Annotated in this window: 20 protein-coding genes; 7 read left to right on the top strand and 13 right to left on the bottom strand. The window is 71.4% G+C overall.

The annotated features are described in order from the left end of the window. The 4 genes from PGH47_RS34230 (at position 1) to PGH47_RS34215 (ending at position 2,314) form a co-directional block, all read left to right on the top strand. Positions 1-540: an HAD domain-containing protein gene (locus PGH47_RS34230; RefSeq protein WP_271666612.1), complete on the top strand. Its 540-nt coding sequence runs from the start codon at positions 1-3 to the stop codon at positions 538-540. Beyond that, the gene (locus PGH47_RS34225) at positions 537-1,136 is read left to right on the top strand and encodes a histidine phosphatase family protein (protein WP_271666611.1); all 600 of its coding nucleotides are present in this window, start codon (positions 537-539) and stop codon (positions 1,134-1,136) included. The genes PGH47_RS34230 and PGH47_RS34225 overlap by 4 nt, the downstream gene beginning before the upstream one ends. Positions 1,137-1,210: 74 nt before the next feature. After that, positions 1,211-1,840 carry a hypothetical protein gene (locus tag PGH47_RS34220; protein WP_271666610.1) on the top strand — a complete coding sequence of 210 codons (630 nt, stop codon included), beginning with the start codon at positions 1,211-1,213 and terminating at the stop codon, positions 1,838-1,840. Between the two features lie 51 nt (positions 1,841-1,891). After that, positions 1,892-2,314, top strand: coding sequence for an acyl-CoA thioesterase (locus tag PGH47_RS34215; protein ID WP_271666609.1), 423 nt, complete (start codon positions 1,892-1,894; stop codon positions 2,312-2,314). A gap of 11 nt (positions 2,315-2,325) precedes the next feature. On the opposite strand, the gene PGH47_RS34210 is transcribed toward PGH47_RS34215, so the two are convergent. After that, positions 2,326-2,721, bottom strand: a complete 396-nt coding sequence (locus PGH47_RS34210; RefSeq protein ID WP_107907884.1) for a winged helix-turn-helix transcriptional regulator — start codon at positions 2,719-2,721, stop codon at positions 2,326-2,328. Positions 2,722-2,813: 92 nt separating this feature from the next. On the opposite strand from PGH47_RS34210, the gene PGH47_RS34205 reads away from it, so the two are divergent. Continuing rightward, positions 2,814-4,247, top strand: a complete 1,434-nt coding sequence (locus PGH47_RS34205) for an MFS transporter (RefSeq protein WP_271666608.1) — start codon at positions 2,814-2,816, stop codon at positions 4,245-4,247. A 129-nt stretch (positions 4,248-4,376) separates the two neighbouring features. On the opposite strand, the gene PGH47_RS34200 is transcribed toward PGH47_RS34205, so the two are convergent. After that, the gene (locus tag PGH47_RS34200) at positions 4,377-5,231 is read right to left on the bottom strand and encodes an NAD(P)H-binding protein (RefSeq protein WP_443048592.1); all 855 of its coding nucleotides are present in this window, start codon (positions 5,229-5,231) and stop codon (positions 4,377-4,379) included. 96 nt (positions 5,232-5,327) lie between these two features. Between PGH47_RS34200 and PGH47_RS34195 the strand changes: the two genes are divergently transcribed. Then, positions 5,328-6,122 carry an AraC family transcriptional regulator gene (locus PGH47_RS34195; RefSeq protein WP_271666606.1) on the top strand — a complete coding sequence of 265 codons (795 nt, stop codon included), beginning with the start codon at positions 5,328-5,330 and terminating at the stop codon, positions 6,120-6,122. 13 nt (positions 6,123-6,135) lie between these two features. Here PGH47_RS34195 and PGH47_RS34190 read toward each other — a convergent pair whose 3' ends face one another. Next, on the bottom strand, positions 6,136-7,800 hold the full coding sequence (locus tag PGH47_RS34190; protein ID WP_271666605.1) for a serine/threonine-protein kinase: 1,665 nt from the start codon (positions 7,798-7,800) through the stop codon (positions 6,136-6,138). Positions 7,801-7,930: 130 nt separating this feature from the next. Between PGH47_RS34190 and PGH47_RS34185 the strand changes: the two genes are divergently transcribed. After that, positions 7,931-8,533, top strand: coding sequence for a 3'-5' exonuclease (locus PGH47_RS34185; RefSeq protein WP_271666604.1), 603 nt, complete (start codon positions 7,931-7,933; stop codon positions 8,531-8,533). Here PGH47_RS34185 and PGH47_RS34180 read toward each other — a convergent pair. The 10 genes from PGH47_RS34180 to PGH47_RS34135 form a co-directional block, all read right to left on the bottom strand. Next, positions 8,499-9,884 carry a nucleobase:cation symporter-2 family protein gene (locus PGH47_RS34180; protein ID WP_271666603.1) on the bottom strand — a complete coding sequence of 462 codons (1,386 nt, stop codon included), beginning with the start codon at positions 9,882-9,884 and terminating at the stop codon, positions 8,499-8,501. The two genes, PGH47_RS34185 and PGH47_RS34180, sit on opposite strands and share 35 nt — an antisense overlap. Before the next feature lie 220 nt (positions 9,885-10,104). After that, entirely contained in the window at positions 10,105-11,484 is a 1,380-nt protein-coding gene (locus PGH47_RS34175) for an 8-oxoguanine deaminase (RefSeq protein WP_271666602.1), read from the bottom strand. A gap of 112 nt (positions 11,485-11,596) precedes the next feature. Continuing rightward, complete coding sequence (gene pucL, locus PGH47_RS34170) at positions 11,597-12,544, bottom strand: factor-independent urate hydroxylase (protein WP_271666601.1); 948 nt, start codon at positions 12,542-12,544, stop codon at positions 11,597-11,599. Positions 12,545-12,549: 5 nt separating this feature from the next. Continuing rightward, positions 12,550-12,942 carry a hydroxyisourate hydrolase gene (gene uraH, locus PGH47_RS34165; RefSeq protein WP_271666600.1) on the bottom strand — a complete coding sequence of 131 codons (393 nt, stop codon included), beginning with the start codon at positions 12,940-12,942 and terminating at the stop codon, positions 12,550-12,552. 4 nt (positions 12,943-12,946) lie between these two features. After that, entirely contained in the window at positions 12,947-13,459 is a 513-nt protein-coding gene (gene uraD, locus PGH47_RS34160) for a 2-oxo-4-hydroxy-4-carboxy-5-ureidoimidazoline decarboxylase (RefSeq protein ID WP_271666599.1), read from the bottom strand. 123 nt (positions 13,460-13,582) lie between these two features. Further along, positions 13,583-13,951, bottom strand: coding sequence for a helix-turn-helix domain-containing protein (locus PGH47_RS34155; protein ID WP_271666598.1), 369 nt, complete (start codon positions 13,949-13,951; stop codon positions 13,583-13,585). After that, positions 13,948-14,199, bottom strand: coding sequence for a hypothetical protein (locus PGH47_RS34150; protein WP_271666597.1), 252 nt, complete (start codon positions 14,197-14,199; stop codon positions 13,948-13,950). Before PGH47_RS34150 ends, PGH47_RS34155 begins: the two co-directional genes overlap by 4 nt. Before the next feature lie 164 nt (positions 14,200-14,363). Then, complete coding sequence (hypE, locus tag PGH47_RS34145; protein WP_271666596.1) at positions 14,364-15,419, bottom strand: hydrogenase expression/formation protein HypE; 1,056 nt, start codon at positions 15,417-15,419, stop codon at positions 14,364-14,366. Next, positions 15,412-16,539, bottom strand: coding sequence for a hydrogenase formation protein HypD (gene hypD, locus PGH47_RS34140; RefSeq protein ID WP_271666595.1), 1,128 nt, complete (start codon positions 16,537-16,539; stop codon positions 15,412-15,414). The genes hypE and hypD overlap by 8 nt, the downstream gene beginning before the upstream one ends. Continuing rightward, positions 16,536-16,841: a HypC/HybG/HupF family hydrogenase formation chaperone gene (locus PGH47_RS34135; RefSeq protein ID WP_214330626.1), complete on the bottom strand. Its 306-nt coding sequence runs from the start codon at positions 16,839-16,841 to the stop codon at positions 16,536-16,538. Before PGH47_RS34135 ends, hypD begins: the two co-directional genes overlap by 4 nt. Positions 16,842-16,865: the final 24 nt, after the last annotated feature.

Here is a 16,865-nt window from a genome sequence, read left to right as displayed (position 1 = left end):
ATGAGCATCCGCCCCTTTCTGCTGCTCGACGTGGACGGCCCCCTGAACCCGTTCCGCGCCCTGTACCTGGGCCATCGCGGCTATGTCACGCGCCGGCTGCACCCGGCGAACTGGTCGCAGCGCCAGCGGCCGGGTTCGCTGCGGCAGCGCCGCGGGCTCCGTGTGCGGCTGCATCCGGAGCACGGGGCGCGGCTGCTGGCGCTGCCGTACGAGCTGGCGTGGGCGACCACCTGGCAGCACCAGGCCAACGAGATGATCGCGCCCGTCATCGGGCTGCCCCGTGATCTGCCGGTCATCGAGTGGCCCGAGATGTTCACCGCGGATCCCGACGGGCTGTACTGGAAGACCCGGCACGTGGTGGCGTGGGCGGCGGGGCGACCCTTCGTCTGGGTCGACGACATGGTCACCGACCGCGACGTACGGCATGTGGAGGCGCACCACGCCGGCGCCGCGCTGCTGCTCCCGGTCGACGCGCGCAGGGGGCTGCGGGAGCGGGATTTCGTGGAGTTGGAGCGTTGGGCTCTTAGCCTGGGGCCATGAGTGATCTCTTTCTCGTCCGGCACGGCGAGACCGAGTGGTCCCGCTCCGGACGGCACACCGGCTGGACCGACGTACCGCTCACCGAGCACGGGCGGGAGGAGGCGCGGCGGCTCGTGCCGCTGATCCGCTCGCACCGGATCGGGGCGTCGTTCGTCAGCCCGGCGCAGCGGGCACGGGAGACGGCCGAGCTGATCGGGCTGCACGGCACGCGGGTCGACACCGATCTGCGGGAGTGGGACTACGGCGGGTACGAGGGCATCACGACCGTCGAGATCCAGGCCGAACGGCCCGGCTGGTTCCTGTTCCGGGACGGTGTGGCGCCGGGGCCGCCGGACCATCCCGGGGAGACCCCGGAGCAGGTCGGGGAGCGTGCGGACCGGATGCTGGCCAAGGTGGACGCCGCGTTCACGAACACCGAGGGCTGCGTGGTGCTGGTGGCCCACGGGCACTTCCTGCGCGTGCTCACGGCCCGGCGGCTCGGGCTGCCGGCCTCGCACGGGGCGCTGTTCCAGCTGGCCACGGGGACGGTGTGCCGGCTGAGCACCGAGCACGGGCGGCCGGTGATCTCGGGGTGGAATGTCAGACCCGGGCCGTAGCCTTCCCAGCAGATGAGGTCGCCGCTTCGCCGACAGACGGGGCGGTGGCCGAGCGCCCCGGGGAGGAGCACGCCGTGACCCGACCACCGACCGCGGCCCAGCGGCGTGTCATCGACGCCGCCGATCCCGACACGGGACGGCTCAGGGGCACGGAGACGCAGCTCGCGGCACTGGTGAAGCGCGGCCTGGCCTTCCGGCACCCGAGGCCGCCGCACGATCACTTCCTGACGCCGGCGGGCCACCGGATACGGGAGGCCGAGGAGCCGGCGCCCGCGCAGCCGGAGGCGACCGGCGCGAGAGGCGTGTTCGCCGCGCGGATCGGCGGCGAGGAAGCTGCCCCTCAGTCGGGCCCGGCCCGGCTGCGCGAGGTGCGCGGGGCCTGGCAGGGCCTGCTGGAGCTGCGCCGGATGACCAATCCGGACGGGGCCCCGGACCGGCCCTGCGCCTGGGAGCGCACGCATCTCGTGCAGGCCGCCGCGCTCGCGCTGGAGGCGGCCGGCCACCCGCCGGCCGGGCCGGACCCCGAGGAGGGGTACCGGGTGCGGGCGACCCCGCAGCCGGAGGCCGTCGCCGTGCACGAGAGCGACGGCGCGCGGCTGCGGGCCTGCGCGGCCACACTGGAAGAGGCGGGCTGGCAGGTCGGCGAGCACACCGAGCCGCGTGGCAGAGCGCGCTATCTGCTGGCGTCCCCACGACGGGCATGACGTGCGTGCCAAGATCGGTGCACTCAGCACCGAAGGCGAGAAGGGGAAGCAGTGAGCGAGCAGTTTTCCGTCCGGGTCACCGTCCGCGGCTACGAGACCGACACCCAGGGGCACGTCAACCAGAGCGTGTACATCAACTACGCCGAGCACGCCCGCTGGTCACTGCTCCAGGCCGCGGGCATCACCCAGACGGGGCTCGTCGGCAAGGGCGTGGGTCCCGTCGCCCTGGAGACGACGATCCGCTACAAACGCGAGCTGATAGCCGGTGACGAGATCGACGTGACGTGCGCCTTCGAGTGGTCCGGCGGCAAGACGTTCCGCATCCGACAGCTCGTGCGCAAGACGGACGGCACGGTGGCCGCCGAACTCACCGCGGTCGGCGGTCTGCTGGACCTCCAGGAACGCAAGCTGGTGGCCCATCCCGACGAGGTCTTCAAGGAGCTGTCGTCGGACCCGAGCATGTTCGGGCTGTAGTCACACCTGAGTCACACCTGCTCCTTGTCGTGCTCGACGTCGTAGGCCGCGCGTGACTCGGCGATGTAGACCCTGTTCCGCTCGGCCCAGTCGGTCAGGCGTTGCAGGGTCTCGTGCAACTCCCGTGCCACCGGCGTCAGTTCGTACTCCACCTTCGGCGGCACCGTCGGATGCACGGTGCGGGTGACGAGGCCGTCGCGCTCCAGATTGCGCAGGGTGAGAGTCAGCATCCGGCGGCTGATGCCCTCGATGCCGCGCTCCAACTCCGTGAAGCGGATGGGCCCGTGGGCTGCCGCGACGAGGATCTGGACGCTCCATTTCCCGGAGACCCTGTCAAGAACTTCCCGGACCGGGCACGCCTGCGCGTTCACTGCCTGCACGGTCACACCGGTGTTCCTCTGGGACATCGGACTGCCTCCTTACGCCGGCCTCCATGGTCACTCACGATGTACCCCGTTACAAGTCGTGCACCTATGGAGAACCCGGAGGCAGCGCCGTCATGGCCCTCGTCGAGTCCCGGACGCGGACACCGCGCCGAACGCAGCGAACCCACTCCCGCCGGGCGTCCCTCGTCGTGCTCTGCGCGGGGACGCTGATGACGATCCTGGACGGCAACATCGTCACGGTCGCCATGCCGGCCATCCAGAGCGACCTCGGTTTCTCGGCGTCGGGACTGGCCTGGGTCGTCAACGCCTATCTGATCGCCTTCGGCGGGCTGCTGTTGCTGGTGGGCAGGCTCGGCGATCTGATCGGCCGCAAGCGCATGTTCACGGCGGGCCTGGCCGTGTTCACCGCGGCCTCCGTGCTGTGCGGGGTGGCGACCGGGCAGGGCGTGCTGGTCGCGGCGCGGGCCTTGCAGGGCGTGGGCGGCGCGATGACCTCGGCGGTGGTGCTCGGCATGCTGGTCGCCCTGTTCCCCGAGCCGCGTGAACAGGCTCGCGCCATCGCGGTGTTCAGCGCGGTCGGCGCGGCGGGCGGGGCGCTCGGCACCTTTCTCGGCGGGGCGCTGACCGAGGCCCTGAACTGGCACTGGATCTTCCTGATCAACCTGCCGATCGGCATCGTGGCATTGCTCGCGGCGATCCGCGCACTGGAGCCGGACCGCGGCGCCGGGCTAGGCAGGGGCGCGGACTACCCGGGCGCGGTGCTGGTCACGGGCGCGCTGATGCTCACGGTGTACGTCATCGTCGGCGCGGGCGACCGCGGCCTCGCCCCGACCCTGCTGCTGGCCGCCCTCGCCCTGACCCTGTTCGTCGCGTTCACGCTCCGCCAGGCCCGGGCCGCGCGTCCGCTGCTGCGGCTGCGGCTGTTCGGCTCCCGGGTGCTCAGCGGCGCGAACGCCGTGCAGATCCTGATGATCGCGACGATGTACGGCTTCCAGTTCATCGGCGCGCTCTATCTCCAACGCGTCCTGGGCTACGGCGAGTTGCTCACCGGCACGGCCTTCCTGCCGGCGCCGATCGCGATCGGGGTGCTGATGCTGGGCCTGTCGGCCCGTACCGTCGGCCGGTTCGGCGCGTACCGGGTGCTGCTCGCCGGGCTGCTGCTCATCGTCGCGGGCATGGCGCTGCTGAGCCGCGCGCCGGTCGACGGCTCGTACGTCACGGACGTCCTGCCTCCCCTGCTCCTCCTCGCCACCGGCTTCGCCGCGGCGATGCCGGCACTGACCGGGCTGGCGATGTCGGGGGCCCGGGAGGAGGACGCCGGGCTGGCGTCCGGTCTCTTCAACACCACGCAGGTGGTGGGCGGTTCGCTGGGCCTGGCGGTGCTGTCGGTACTGGCGGCGAGCCGGACGGAGGGGCTGCTGGCCGAAGGTGCGGGCTCGGTGGCCGCCACGGCCGAGGGGTACCAGCTGGCGTTCCGGGTGGCGACGGGGATCGCGCTGGGGGCACTGACGGTGGCGACGGTCGTGCTGCGGGGGCGGAGGGACTGAGAGCGTTCGAGCGGGGGCTGGCACTGAGGGCGTTCGGGCGGGGGGGCCGGCACTCAGGGCGTTCGGGCGGGGCTTGCCCGACCTGGCGGGGGCGTCGGACCCAAGTGGTCCGGCGCCCCCTCGCCGTGCTCACGCCGCCCCGAAGGCCGTCCTGTGGTCCTCGGCCCAGTCCCGGTAACTCCGCGCCTGCCGCCCCAGAATCTCCGGTACGTCGTCGGTGACGACGGCATTGCCGCCTTCCTCGATGAAGCGGGCGCCCGCCATGAGGCTGTCCGCGTAGTCGGCGCCCAGGCCCGCCCCGAGCAACTGCTCTCGGCGCTGGTCGGCGGTCGGCGAGTGGAGTGTCACCGGGCGGCCCAGGATCTCGCCGAGTACCGCGGCCTGGCCGCTCGCGCTGATGGTCTCGGGGCCGGTGAGGGTGTAGGTACGCCCGGTGTGGCCGGGTTCGAGCAGCGTGCGCACGGCGACCTCTGCCACGTCCCGTGGGTCGACCACTCCCTGCTTTCCCTCACCCATCGGATTGGGCGCCGGGGTGCCCTCACGGACGGCGTCCGCCCAGGCCAGCGTGTTGGAGGCGAAAGAGGAGGGGCGCAGGACCGTCCACTTGAGGCCGCTCCCCCGCACCGCCTCCTCGCCGGGCAGATGCCAGCGACCGAACCCGGCAAGCCGCGGATCCCCGGTCCCGATCGAGGAGAGCTTCACGATGCGCCGCACCCCGGCCGCCCGCGCCGCCTCGACCATGCCCCGGTCCTGCTCGGCGTCGTCCGGGCCGAACACGCCGACCAGGAAGGCCGCTGCCGCGCCAGCCATCGCCCCCTCGACCGAGGCCCGGTCCCCGGGATGCCCGCGCACGGCCTCGACGCCCGAGGGCACCCGGGCCGCCGCCGGGTCCCGGGTCAGGGCGCGCACCTTCTCCCCACGCGCCGCGAGCTGCCGTACGACTTCACTGCCGATGGTGCCGGTGGCACCCGTAACAAGGATCATGTCCACCACGGTGGGCCCCGGGCGGCGCCGGACTCTTGGAAATTCCGGCACGGTTCGCCGGCCCGGACGGCCGGGTGCCGGGCATACGGTGGAGGGGTGACGAACACCTTCCCCCGACAGGTCCTGCCCACGCCGGAGGCGCTGCGCCCCTGGGTCACGGGCATCGGTTCCGTGTCGGTGGGAGCCGGGTCGGCTGAGCCGTACGTACAACTCCCGGACACCGCGACGACGGTGGTGTTCCGGGTCGGCGAGAACGGCCGCCGCAGCACCCTGGTCGTCGGCCCGCGCACCCGCGCCTCGTACCACCACGGCAGACGGTTCGCCTCCTGCCTGGAGATGCGGCTGGCGCCCGGCACCACCCGCCCCCTGCTCGGTGTCCAGGCGGTCGATCTCGTGGGCCGGATCGTGCCCCTGGACGAGCTGGCCGCCGCTCCCGCCCGCCGACTGGCCCGTGAACTGCGGGACCTGGAGCCCGAGGAGGTCGTGCCGCATCTGGCCCGGTCGTTCCCCGATCTGTCCGGCGCCGCGGACCGCTCCCGCACCGCGCTGGTGACGGCCGGTGCGGACGCCCTGTCGATGCGCACCGGACTTGTGCCCGGGCCGGTGCGGGACGTGGCACGCGAACTCGCCGTCAGCGAGCGCCAGTTGCGCAATCTCTTCGCCGAGGGCGTCGGCCTCTCCCCCAAGCACTACGCCCGGATCAACCGCGTACGCGCGGTGCTGGCCCAGGCCGACGACGTGCCCTGGGCCCAACTCGCGGCGACGACGGGCTACTACGACCAGTCCCACATGACGACCGACTTCCGCACCCTGATGGGCGTACCACCCCGCTCCTTCTTCACCGGCCGCCTCCCCGCCGCCCGCCCCTGCCAGGCAGCACTCGGGCGCTGAGGCACGGCGGGCCCTAGGCCGCCTTCCGCCAGATCGTCATGTCCAGTTGGAGGAAGGCCAGGTCCGACAGCGCGGTCGACTTCTGCTGGAGCACGAGCAGCGCGATGTCTCCCGAGGAGTGCTTGACGCAGATCTGGCTGCCGTTCGCCGCGGCGGCGAGCGGCCAGCGGTGCTTGTCGGCACTGGCGAGGAGCAGCCGGCACTCGTCGAGAGAAGCCCCGGCCCCGGTGTCGTCGAAGATCTGGACGAAGACGCTGGTCTCGCTGTCCAGCGAACACCCGGCGTCCTTGCAGTCGAAGCGGATGTCTCCCTTGCGGTCCCGGCGCTGGAAGGGCTTCGTGAAGCTCAGGGAACTCTTCGCGTCCAGCCACAGAGGGCTGTTCGCGATGGGTCCGGGCGAGGCGGGCGCCGTCGGGGAGGGTGAGGGCTTCGCGTCCTTCGGTGTCCTGGCGTCGGTGCCCTCGTGCGAGGCCCGCGCGGACGCCTCGGAGGACTCCGACGACCGGGTGGACCCGTTCGGGCCGGGTGTGGCCGACCCGCCGGACGCCCAGTCGCGGAACCGGTCCCGCGCGTCCGGGAGCGTCCACACCAGGCCGGTCAGCAGCGCCCCCGCCGCCACCGCCGACGCCGTGATCAGCGCCGTACGCCGTGTGCGGGCCCGCCGCTCGTCCGGCCCCGCGGGCTGCGGCTGCGGTCGCGTGACCACCAGCGGCGCCGGGTGCAGCACCCGGGTCGGGTCGGGCACCGGGGACGGACCCACCCGGGCGAGGTCGGGCACCGGGGACGGAACGGTCACCTCCGGTCCCGTCACCTCCCGCCACACGGCCGGTCCCGCGCCCGCGTCGGCGTCGCTCCCCAGCCGGTGCCGGCACCATTCGACGACCTCCGCGAGGGTGGCCCGCTCCGCCGCGTCGGCGGCCAGGCAGCGCGCGATCAGCGGGCGCAACTGCTCGGGCAGCGCGGACAGATCGGGCCGCTCGTGGACGATGCGGTAGAGGACGGTGGCCGCGGGGCCCTCCCCGTACAGCGCCCGGCCCAGGGCCGCGAAGGCCGCCGTCTGGCCGAGTGCGAAGACGTCGGTCGCCTCGGTGACGTCACCCGCGAGCGCCTGCTCGGGAGCCATGAACTGGGGTGTGCCGACGGCCGAGCCCGTGGCCGTGCGGAAGGTGGCGTCCGCGGCCAGCGAGATGCCGAAGTCGATGACCCGTGGCCCGTCGGCGGCCAGCAGCACGTTCGACGGCTTCAGGTCCCGGTGCACGATGCCCGCGCCGTGAATGGCCTGGAGCGCCTCGGCGACCCCCGCCATCAGCCACAGCACCGCCGGCACCGGCAGCGGTCCGCGCCGGGACACCGCTTGCGCCAAGGAGGGACCTGGCACGTACAGCGTGGCCAGCCAGGGCGGTGTGCCCTCCGCGTCGGCGTCGATCAGTTCGGCGGTGTACGCGCCCCGCACCCGCCGGGCCGCCTCCACCTCCCGGCGGAAACGCCGCCGGAAGTCCTGGTCGTCGGCCAGCTCCGGCCGGACCACCTTGATCGCCACCGGCCTGCCGCCCTGCGTGTGCGACAGATAGACCCGTCCCATGCCGCCCGCGCCGAGCCGGGCGGCGAGCCGGTAGCCGGCCACCGCGGGCGGATCGTCGCCCCGAAGCGGCTCGAACACGTCGGTCGCACTGCTCATCGGCCCGCTGCCCCCATCCCCTGAACCCCCAAAGTCCCCTGACTGCCGGTCAACCGTGAGTTGACCAAGGCAGCAGCCTAGGCGGAATTCGGATGCGAGAAGCCCCGGTCACCTGGGAAGCTCCCTCTCCATGGCCGCACGACGTATCAAACCGAGCCTTTACATCTCCGTCGACATCGAGGCGGACGGCCCCATCCCGGGGCCCTACTCCATGCTGAGCATCGGCGCGGCGGTCGCCGGGGTGCAGGACGGCGACGGGTTCACGGCGGCCGACCCGCAGGAGCACACCTTCTACCGTGAACTGCGGCCGATCGGTGAGGAGTTCGTGCCGGAGGCGCTGGCCGTGAGCGGGCTGGACCGGGAGCGGCTCAAGGCCGAGGGCAGTGAACCGGCTCTCGCGCTCACGGAGTTCGGCGACTGGGTGCGTGAGGTGAGCGCCGGGGCGCAGCCGGTGATGTGCGGCTATCCGGCCTCGTACGACTGGACGTTCCTGTACTGGTACCTGATCCGGTTCACCGGAGCGAGCCCGTTCGGGCACTCCGGCTGCCTGGACATGAAGACCCTGTACGCCACGAAGGCGGGCCTGCCCCTGCGGGCGGTGGCGAAGGGCACGATGCCGCGTGAACTGCTGTCGCGGCGCCGTCACACGCACCATGCGCTGGACGACGCCGTCGAGCAGGCCGAAATGTTCGCCAACCTCATGGAGTGGCAGGGGCCCGGGTCGCCCCGGTGATCTCCTCTCCCGCCTCCATGGGGTGGGTGACGTCCTGGGCGTCACGGCTGCCGCCCAGGTGGTTGAAGACGAGGTTCAGGGCGACCGCCGCCACACAGCCCGTCGAGATGCCGGAGTCCAGGACGATCCGGACCGTCTCCGGGAAGGCGTGGTAGAACTCCGGCGCCGTGATCGGGATGATGCCGACGGCCAGCGAGACGGCGACGATCAGGATGTTGTTGTCCTTGTCCAGGCCGGCCCGCACCAGGGTCTGGATGCCGCTCGCGGCGACCGACCCGAAGAGGACCACGCCCGCGCCGCCCAGCACCGGGCGCGGTACGACGGCGATGAGCGAGGCGGCCATCGGGCACAGGCCCATCAGCACCAGGAACCCGCCGCCCACGGCGACGACGTACCGGCTGCGGATCTTCGTCATCGCGACCAGGCCGATGTTCTGCGCGAAGGCGCTGCACATGAAGCCGTTGAACAGCGGGCTGATCGCGGAGCCGAGGGTGTCGGCGCGCAGGCCCGCGGCGATGGTCCTCTCGTCGGCCGGGCGGTCGACGATCTCACCGAGCGCGAGCATGTCGGCCGTCGATTCGGTCATCGACACCACCATCACCACGCACATCGAGATGATCGCGGCGAGCTGGAACTGCGGGGCACCGAAGTGGAACGGGGTCGGGAAGCCGACGACGTCCGCGTCCGCCACCGGCCCGAAGTCCGTGACGCCGAACGGGATCGCGATCAGGGTGCCGGCGACCAGACCGAGGAGTACGGCGATCTGCTTGACGAAGCCGCGGGTGAAGCGGCGCAGGAGCAGCACGATGAGCAGCGTCCCGGCCGCCAGGCCCAGGTTCGTCGCCGAACCGTAGTCGTGGGCCGCCGGGTTGGGGCCCTGGGCCCAGCCGAACGCGACCGGCAGCAGCGAGATGCCGATCAGCGTGATGACCGTGCCGGTCACCACCGGTGGGAAGAAGCGCACCGCCTTGCTGAAGAAGGGGGCGGCGACGAACCCCAGGAGGCCGGCGACGATGACCGCGCCGAAGATGACCGGCAGGGCGTCGGACTTGTCGTCGGTGGAGGCGACGATCGCCGTCATGGGGGCGACGCCCGCGAAGGTGACGCCGTTGACGAAGGGCAGCCGGGCGCCGATCTTCCAGATGCCGAGCGTCTGGAGGAAGGTCGCGATGCCCGCGGTGAACAGGCAGGCGCCGGTGAGGAAGGTGAGTTCGGCGGCGGTCAGGCCTATGGCCGCGCCGACTATCAGGGGTGGGGCGACGACTCCCGCGTACATGGCGGCCACGTGCTGAAGGCCGGTCGTCGCCATTTTCAGCGCCGGGAGTTTCTCATCGACAGGGTGGGCGGACATTGCGGCTCTCCTCCGGTCGGTTAAACGCGTCGACTCTGACGCGGGTTCAAGGAGGTGGTGCGCGGTCGTGCGGGACCGGGGACGGGCCGTTCCGGGGGAAACGGAGACCGTTCCGGGGCGCACGCGGCGCGCGCGCCCCGGAGACGGTCGCCGTGGACCCCGCTCGGGTCCACGGCCACCGGTCGGGAGCCGTCCCTCCCGACCGGAGATCTTCAGCCGCTCAGGCCTGCCCGGCGATTCCCGCCAGCCGCTGCGCCTGCTCGCGCGTCGAGCGCGCGATCGCGTCCTCGTCGGCGGTCAGCAGCCGGCCGTTCTCCACGATCTGCCGGCCGTTCACGAACGACGCGGTGACCGGGGCCGCCGCGCCGAAGACCAGTGCGGTCACCGGGTCGGCGATGGAGGCGTGGGCGAGCGTGTCCAGCTTCCACAGCACCAGGTCGGCGAGTTTGCCGGGCTCCAGGGAGCCGATCTCGGCGGCCCGGCCGAGGACCTGGGCGCCGCCGAAGGTGCCGAGGCGCAGCGCCTGCCGGGCGTTCAGCGCCGCTTCCCGGTGTGCGCCGAGGCGGTTGATGAGCAGGGCGTTGCGGAGCTCGGTGTGGAGTTCGCCGGACTCGTTGGAGGCGGTGCCGTCGACGCCGAGGCCGACCGGGACGCCGGCCGCGAGCATGTCGGGGACGCGGGCGATGCCGGCGGCGAGGCGGGCGTTGGAGGACGGGCAGTGGGCGACGCCGGTCTTCGTGCGGGCGAAGGCGGCGATGTCGGAGTCGTTCATGTGGACGCAGTGCGCCATCCACACGTCCTCGCCGAGCCAGCCGGTGGACTCGAAGTAGTCGGTCGGGCCCATGCCGAACAGCTCGTGGCAGAACTTCTCCTCCTCCACGGTCTCCGAGCCGTGGGTGTGCATGCGCACACCGAGGCGGCGGGCCAACTCGGCGCCCTGCCTGAGGAGTTCGGTGGAGATGGAGAACGGCGAGCAGGGGGCGACGGCGACCTGGGTCATCGCGTCGAAGGAGGCGTCGTGGTGCTTCCTGACGGTCTCCTCGGTCGCGGCCAGCGCGCCTTCGAGGGTCTCGACGGCGAAGTCCGGCGGCAGCCCGCCGTCCTTCTCGCTGCGGTCCATGGAGCCGCGGGCGAGGGTGAAGCGGACGCCCATGTCGCGGGCGGCGCCGATGATGGCGCCGGACAGGTCGCCGGAGCCCTGCGGGTAGACGTAGTGGTGGTCCATGGCGGTGGTGACACCGCCACGGGCCATCATGGCCAGGGAGCCCTGCGCGGCCGAGCGGACCATCGGCTCGTCGATGCGCGCCCAGGTCGGGTAGAGGGCGACGAGCCAGTCGAAGAGGTTGTGGTCGGTGGCCAGGCCCCGGGTGATCCACTGGTAGAAGTGGTGGTGGGTGTTGATCAGGCCGGGGGTCACGAGATGGCCGGTGGCGTCGATGCGGCGTACGACGTTCTCCAGGCCCTCGGGGGCCCTGCCCGCGCCGAGCGACTCGATGCGGTTGTCCGCGACGACGATGTGGCCGGTGGCGTACTCGGTGTCGTTCGCGTCCACCGTCGCGATCGAACAGTTCTCGATGACGATGCGCTGGGCTGCTGCCATGATTCGTCCTTTGCGCTGTTGTGGAGGGGGCACGGCAGGACCCTGGGGGATTTGAGTGCCGCGGCCGGATCGGGGAGGACCCACCGGCCGCGGGTGCCGATATGTGGAGTTACTACAGGTTGGTGAGGTCCACCGGGATCTTCGGCTCGCAGCCGTCCCGCAGGATGGTGGCCTCGATCAGGCCGTATGGCCGGTCGGCGGCGTAGTACACCTCGTTGTCGTTCTTCAGCCCGAACGGTTCGAGGTCCACCAGGAAGTGGTGCTTGTTCGGGAGGGAGAAGCGGACCTCGTCGATCTCGCTGCGGTTGTTGATGATCCGCGAGCCCATCTGGTACAGGGTCTGCTGGAGCGAGAGGGAGTAGGTCTCGGCGAAGGCCTGGAGCATGTGCTTCCTGGTCTGCTCGTAGGACTTCTCCCAGTTGGGCATCCGCTGCTCGTCGTCGGTCCAGTTGAACCGCCAGCGGGCGGAGACCTGGGTGGCGAGGATGCGGTCGTGCGCTTCCTTGAGCGTCGTGTACTTGTCCTTGACGTAGCCCCAGAACTCGGAGTTGGTCGAGTTCATCACGACGAGGTCCTTGAGGCCGGAGACGACCTCCCACTTCTCGCCGTCGTAGGTGATCTGCGTGAGCCGGGTCTCCTGGCCCTTGCGGACGAAGGAGTGCTTGACCTCGTCGGAGCCGATGAACCGGGAGTTGGCGTCGGACGCCTCGATCCGCTCCCAGGCGTACTCCTCGATGCGGATCCGGGCCGTCTGGATGGGCTCCTGGCTGGTCACGAAGTGCCGGGCCAGGTGGATACCGAACTGCTCGGCCGACTCGATGCCGTGCTCCTTGGCGAACGCGAACACCGTGTTCTTGGTGGTGTCGGTCGGCAGGACGTTGGCGTTGGAGCCGGAGTAGTGGACCTCGTCCATGTCGCCGCTCAGCGCGACGGACACGTTCAGGTCCTTGATGTGGTGGGTGGCGCCGTCCCGCGTGATCTTTACGACTCGGTTCTCGGCCTTGCCGTACTGGTTCTGTCCCAGGATCACAGGGCGGGCAGGGCGGGAATTGAGTGTCATGTCTGCTAGCTCCCTCGGTAAACGGAGTAGCCGAACGGGTTGAGCAGCAGCGGTACGTGGTAATGCTCCCCGGGCTTCACGGCGAAGGTGATCGCCACCTCGGGGAAGAACACGGCACCGCTGTCCCGATTCGCGGGGGCGTCCTGCTGCGCATCGGCTTGCTTCTTCTCGAAATACGGCTCGACGGCGAAGTCGAGCCGTACGTGTGTGGTGCCCTCCGGCAGCGCCGGGAGGTCCTTGCACCGCCCGTCCGCGTCGGTCGCGGAGCCACCGAGGGCCTGCCATTCGGCGTCCCGGCCGCTGCGGGCCGCGAGCTGGACGGCGACACCCTCGGCGGGGCGTCCGACGCTGGTGTCCAGGATGTGCGTGGACACGGATGCGGTGGTGCTGGTGCTCATGGGGTCAGGCTTCCTCTTCGACGATGCGGGCGAGCCGGATGCGGTTGATCCTGCCCAGCTCGGTGCGGACGATCTCCCGCTCCCGCTCCGGCGAGTTGCCGATCCGCTCCTTGACCGCGTCGCGCATCTGCTCCCCGGTCCGGCCGGTGGCGCAGATCAGGAAGACATGGCCGAACCTGTCCTGGTAGGCCAGGTTGAGTTCGAGCATCTCCGCCTTGAGCTCCTCGGAGGCGCCGGCCATGCCGCGCTGCTCCCGCGCCGAGGTCGGGTCGCCCGGCTTGGGGCGGCCGATCGGCGGGTGCCCGGCCATGGCCTCCGCGAGGTCCTCGGCGGTCAGCTCGGCCGTGGCGGTGTCACTGGCGGTGAAGAGGGTGTCGGTGGTGGCGTAGGGGCGGCCGGCGAGCAGCCGGCGCACCCATGCCGTGGAGGCGCACGCCTCGTGGAGGGCGGCGTGGGCCGCGTGCTCCTCCAGGGCGTTGAACCGGGCCAGGCCCGGGGGCGTGGAATTCGACGTCACGGGAGCCTCCGTGGCCGCGAAGGGCCTTCGTGCTGAACGGGCGTGCCGATAGCTAACGCCCTACGACGACGAGACGTCAACACTTTGTTGAAAATTCGCGATGCCGATACCGAGCGGGACGCGTCAGGCGTTCTTGTCCCGGTTCAGGTAGTTATAGACCGTGAAGCGGCTCACGCCGAGCGCACCGGCGACGGTCTCCACACCGTGCCGCACGGAGAAGGCGCCGCGGGCCTCCAGTATCCGTACGACCTCCTGCTTGGCCTTGCGGTCCAGGTCGGCCAGCGGCTTTCCCTTGCGGCGCTCCATGGCGGCCAGGATGTGATCGAGGGAGTCGGCGAGCTGCGGCAGGCGTACGGCGACGACGTCCACGCCCTCCCAGGACAGCACGACGTCCTCGGGCCCGGCCTCGTCCGGCGGGAGTATCTCGCCGCCCATCGCGTCGACCAACGGCTTGACGGCCGCGATGAAGGTCTCGTCCCCGGTACCGGTCACTCCTCGCCCTCCCCGACCACGTTGACCTGGAGGGAGATCCGGGTGGCGCCGGCCTCCAGGGTCCTGCGCAGCAGGGCGTCCACGGCGGTGAGCACGGCGTCGCCGCCGCCCTCCGCCGTGTTGCCGAACGGGCCGACGTCCACCGCGTCGAGCTCGGCCGCCTCGATGACCTGGCGGGCGACCAGCGCGTGCGCGGGTGCCTCGTCGAGATCGAAGGGCTCGGTCGTGAACTCCACTCTCAATCGCACGCGCTCAACCTAACGCGCGCGCGATTGTTGGGGCAGCCCCTTCTTCACCGGCGCGACCCGCCTTGACAGGCCGGAATGAGCAACGGCATGCTTCCGCCCAGCGAAATCACACTTTCACTGGACGGAATCACGACCCGGCGAGGATCTCGCGCCCGGAGTTCGCTTCAGCAGATCCTCGGCAGTTGCTCCCCCAGCGGCAGGTCGACCACGCGTGTGCCGCCCAGCCCGGTGCGGGCCACGACCATGCCGGGGTGGGCCTCGACGGCCTCGCCGATGATCGTGGAGTCCGCGCCCAGGGGGTGGGCCCGCATCGCGTCCAGTACGGCGTCGGCGTGCTCGCGCGGCACGAAGGCCACCAGCTTGCCCTCGTTGGCGATGTACATCGGGTCCAGCCCGAGGATCGCGCAGGCGTTGGCCACGGCGGGCGGGACGGGGACGTCGCGTTCCCGGACGACCACCCCCGCGCCGGAGGCCGCCGCGATCTCGTTGAGGGAGGCCGCGAGACCGCCCCGGGTGGGGTCGCGCAGCACATGCAGATCCGGGGTGACGGCGAGCATGGTGTCGACGAGACCGCCGAGCGCCGCACAGTCGCTCTCGATCTCCACGCCGAACTCCAGGCCCTCCCGGACGCTCATCACGGCCACCCCGTGGACGCCGATCGAGCCGCTGACGATCACGACGTCGCCGGGGACGACCCGCTGCGGACGCAGGTCGACGCCCGCCGGGACGACACCGATGCCGGCGGTGTTGACGTAGATCCCGTCGCCGTGCCCGGCCTCCACCACCTTGGTGTCACCGGTCGCCACCTCCACGCCCGCGGTGCGCGCGGCGGCGCCCAGCGCCTCCGCGACCCGGGTGACCGTCTCCAGCTCGACGCCCTCCTCGAGAATGAACCCGCAGGAGAGGTAGGCGGCCCGGGCCCCGCTCATGGCGAGGTCGTTGACCGTGCCGTTGACCGCCAGGTCACCGATGCTGCCACCGGGGAAGAACAGCGGACGTACGACATAGGAGTCCGTGGAGAAGGCCAGCCGGGCCCCGCCGAGGGAGAGGACTGCGGCGTCTCCCATCTGCGCGAGCACCTCGCCGCCGAAGGCCGGGGCGAAGATCTGCTGGACCAGCTCGGCGGAGAGGGCACCGCCGCCGCCGTGGCCCATGACGACGCGGGGCCGGTCGCGCAGCGGGGCCGGGCAGGTCCACGAGGTCAGATCGAGGTCAGACAACGGGGCTCGCCTCCCGGGCCGTGGCGGCGGGCACGTCCAGCCGCCGGTACAGGTAGTACGCCGCGCAGGCGCCCTCGCTGGAGACCATCGTGGCGCCCAGCGGTGTGCGGGGCGTGCACAGGGTGCCGAAGGCAGCGCACTCGTGCGGCTTGAGCAGTCCCTGGAGGACCTCGCCGCTGCGGCACTCGGCCGGCTCCTCGGTCCGGATCCCCTCGACCGAGAAGCGGTGCTCGGCGTCGTGGTCGCGGTACTTCGGCGACAGCCGCCAGCCGCTGCCGGGGATCACCCCGATGCCCCGCCAGGCCCGGTCGGTGACCTCGAAGACGTCCTCCAGCATGGCCCGCGCGGCCGGGTTGCCCTCGGGCCGTACGGCGCGCGCGTAGGCGTTGTCGACGGTGTGCTCGCCGCGCTCCAGTTGCGCCACGGTGCGGCGTACGCCTTCGAGGATGTCCAGCGGCTCGAAGCCGGTCACCACGATCGGCACCCGGAAGCGCTCCGCCAGCTCCGGGTACTCCCCCATGCCCATCACGCTGCACACGTGCCCGGCCGCGAGGAAGCCCTGCACGCGGCAGCTCGGCGACGACATGATCGCCTCGATGGCGGGCGGGACGCGGACGTGGGACACCAGCATGCTGAAGTTCTTGACGCCGTGCCGACGGGCCTGATGGACCGTCATGGCGTTCGGGGGCGCGGTCGTCTCGAAGCCGATGCCGAAGAACACGACCTCGCGGTCCGGGTTCTGCTGCGCGATCCGCAGGGCGTCGAGCGGCGAGTACACCACGCGTACGTCGCCGCCCTCGCCGCGCACCTGGAACAGATCACGGCCGGTGCCGGGCACCCGCAGCATGTCGCCGAAGGAGCAGAAGATCACCTCGGGACGGGAGGCGATCTCCAGCGCCTTGTCGATGACCTCCAGCGGGGTCACACAGACCGGGCAGCCCGGCCCGTGGATCAACTCGACCTCGTCGGGCAGGAGCTGGTCGAGACCGTGCCGGATGATGCTGTGCGTCTGCCCGCCGCACACCTCCATCAGGGCCCACGGCCGGGTCACCGTGGCCCGGATCTCGTCGAGCAGCCGGCGGGCCAGCTCCGGGTCCTGGAACTCGTCGATGTACTTCACTGGTTGCCCACCTCTTCCACCGGTGCCACGCCCGCCTCCGTCGCCGCCATCTCCCAGGCGTCACCGAACTCCTCCTGGAGCATGCCGAGTTCGGCGAACAGCTCCAGCGTCTGCTTCGCCGACTCCTCGTCCAGCCGCTGGAGGGCGAAGCCGACGTGGACGATGGCGTACTCGCCGACCTGAAGGTCCGGCAGATACTCCAGGCACACCTCCTTGACCACGCCGCCGAAGTCGACGGTGGCCATCCGGGTGCCGTCGCGTTCCTCGATCTCCAGCACTCTGCCGGGTACCGCCAGGCACATGGGCCTCTCCTCGCTGTGGTTCGC

This window comes from Streptomyces sp. HUAS 31, assembly GCF_028198125.1.
GTDB classification, from domain to species: domain Bacteria; phylum Actinomycetota; class Actinomycetes; order Streptomycetales; family Streptomycetaceae; genus Streptomyces; species Streptomyces chartreusis.
Note: the sequence above shows the minus strand (reverse complement) of the source record. Positions and strands in the feature narration are given on the sequence as shown.

Excerpts from the sequence above, each read along its gene's own strand:
- PGH47_RS34180 (WP_271666603.1), bottom strand. The coding sequence starts at position 9,884 with ATGTCCGCCCACCCTGTCGATGAGAAACTCCCGGCGCTGAAAATGGCG.
- PGH47_RS34210 (WP_107907884.1), bottom strand. The coding sequence starts at position 2,721 with ATGTCCCAGAGGAACACCGGTGTGACCGTGCAGGCAGTGAACGCGCAG.
- PGH47_RS34225 (WP_271666611.1), top strand. The coding sequence starts at position 537 with ATGAGTGATCTCTTTCTCGTCCGGCACGGCGAGACCGAGTGGTCCCGC.
- uraH (WP_271666600.1), bottom strand. The coding sequence starts at position 12,942 with ATGAGCACCAGCACCACCGCATCCGTGTCCACGCACATCCTGGACACC.
- PGH47_RS34230 (WP_271666612.1), top strand. The coding sequence starts at position 1 with ATGAGCATCCGCCCCTTTCTGCTGCTCGACGTGGACGGCCCCCTGAAC.
- PGH47_RS34205 (WP_271666608.1), top strand. The coding sequence starts at position 2,814 with ATGGCCCTCGTCGAGTCCCGGACGCGGACACCGCGCCGAACGCAGCGA.
- PGH47_RS34185 (WP_271666604.1), top strand. The coding sequence starts at position 7,931 with ATGGCCGCACGACGTATCAAACCGAGCCTTTACATCTCCGTCGACATC.
- PGH47_RS34200 (WP_443048592.1), bottom strand. The coding sequence starts at position 5,231 with ATGATCCTTGTTACGGGTGCCACCGGCACCATCGGCAGTGAAGTCGTA.
- PGH47_RS34190 (WP_271666605.1), bottom strand. The coding sequence starts at position 7,800 with ATGAGCAGTGCGACCGACGTGTTCGAGCCGCTTCGGGGCGACGATCCG.
- PGH47_RS34135 (WP_214330626.1), bottom strand. The coding sequence starts at position 16,841 with ATGTGCCTGGCGGTACCCGGCAGAGTGCTGGAGATCGAGGAACGCGAC.
- pucL (WP_271666601.1), bottom strand. The coding sequence starts at position 12,544 with ATGACACTCAATTCCCGCCCTGCCCGCCCTGTGATCCTGGGACAGAAC.
- PGH47_RS34175 (WP_271666602.1), bottom strand. The coding sequence starts at position 11,484 with ATGGCAGCAGCCCAGCGCATCGTCATCGAGAACTGTTCGATCGCGACG.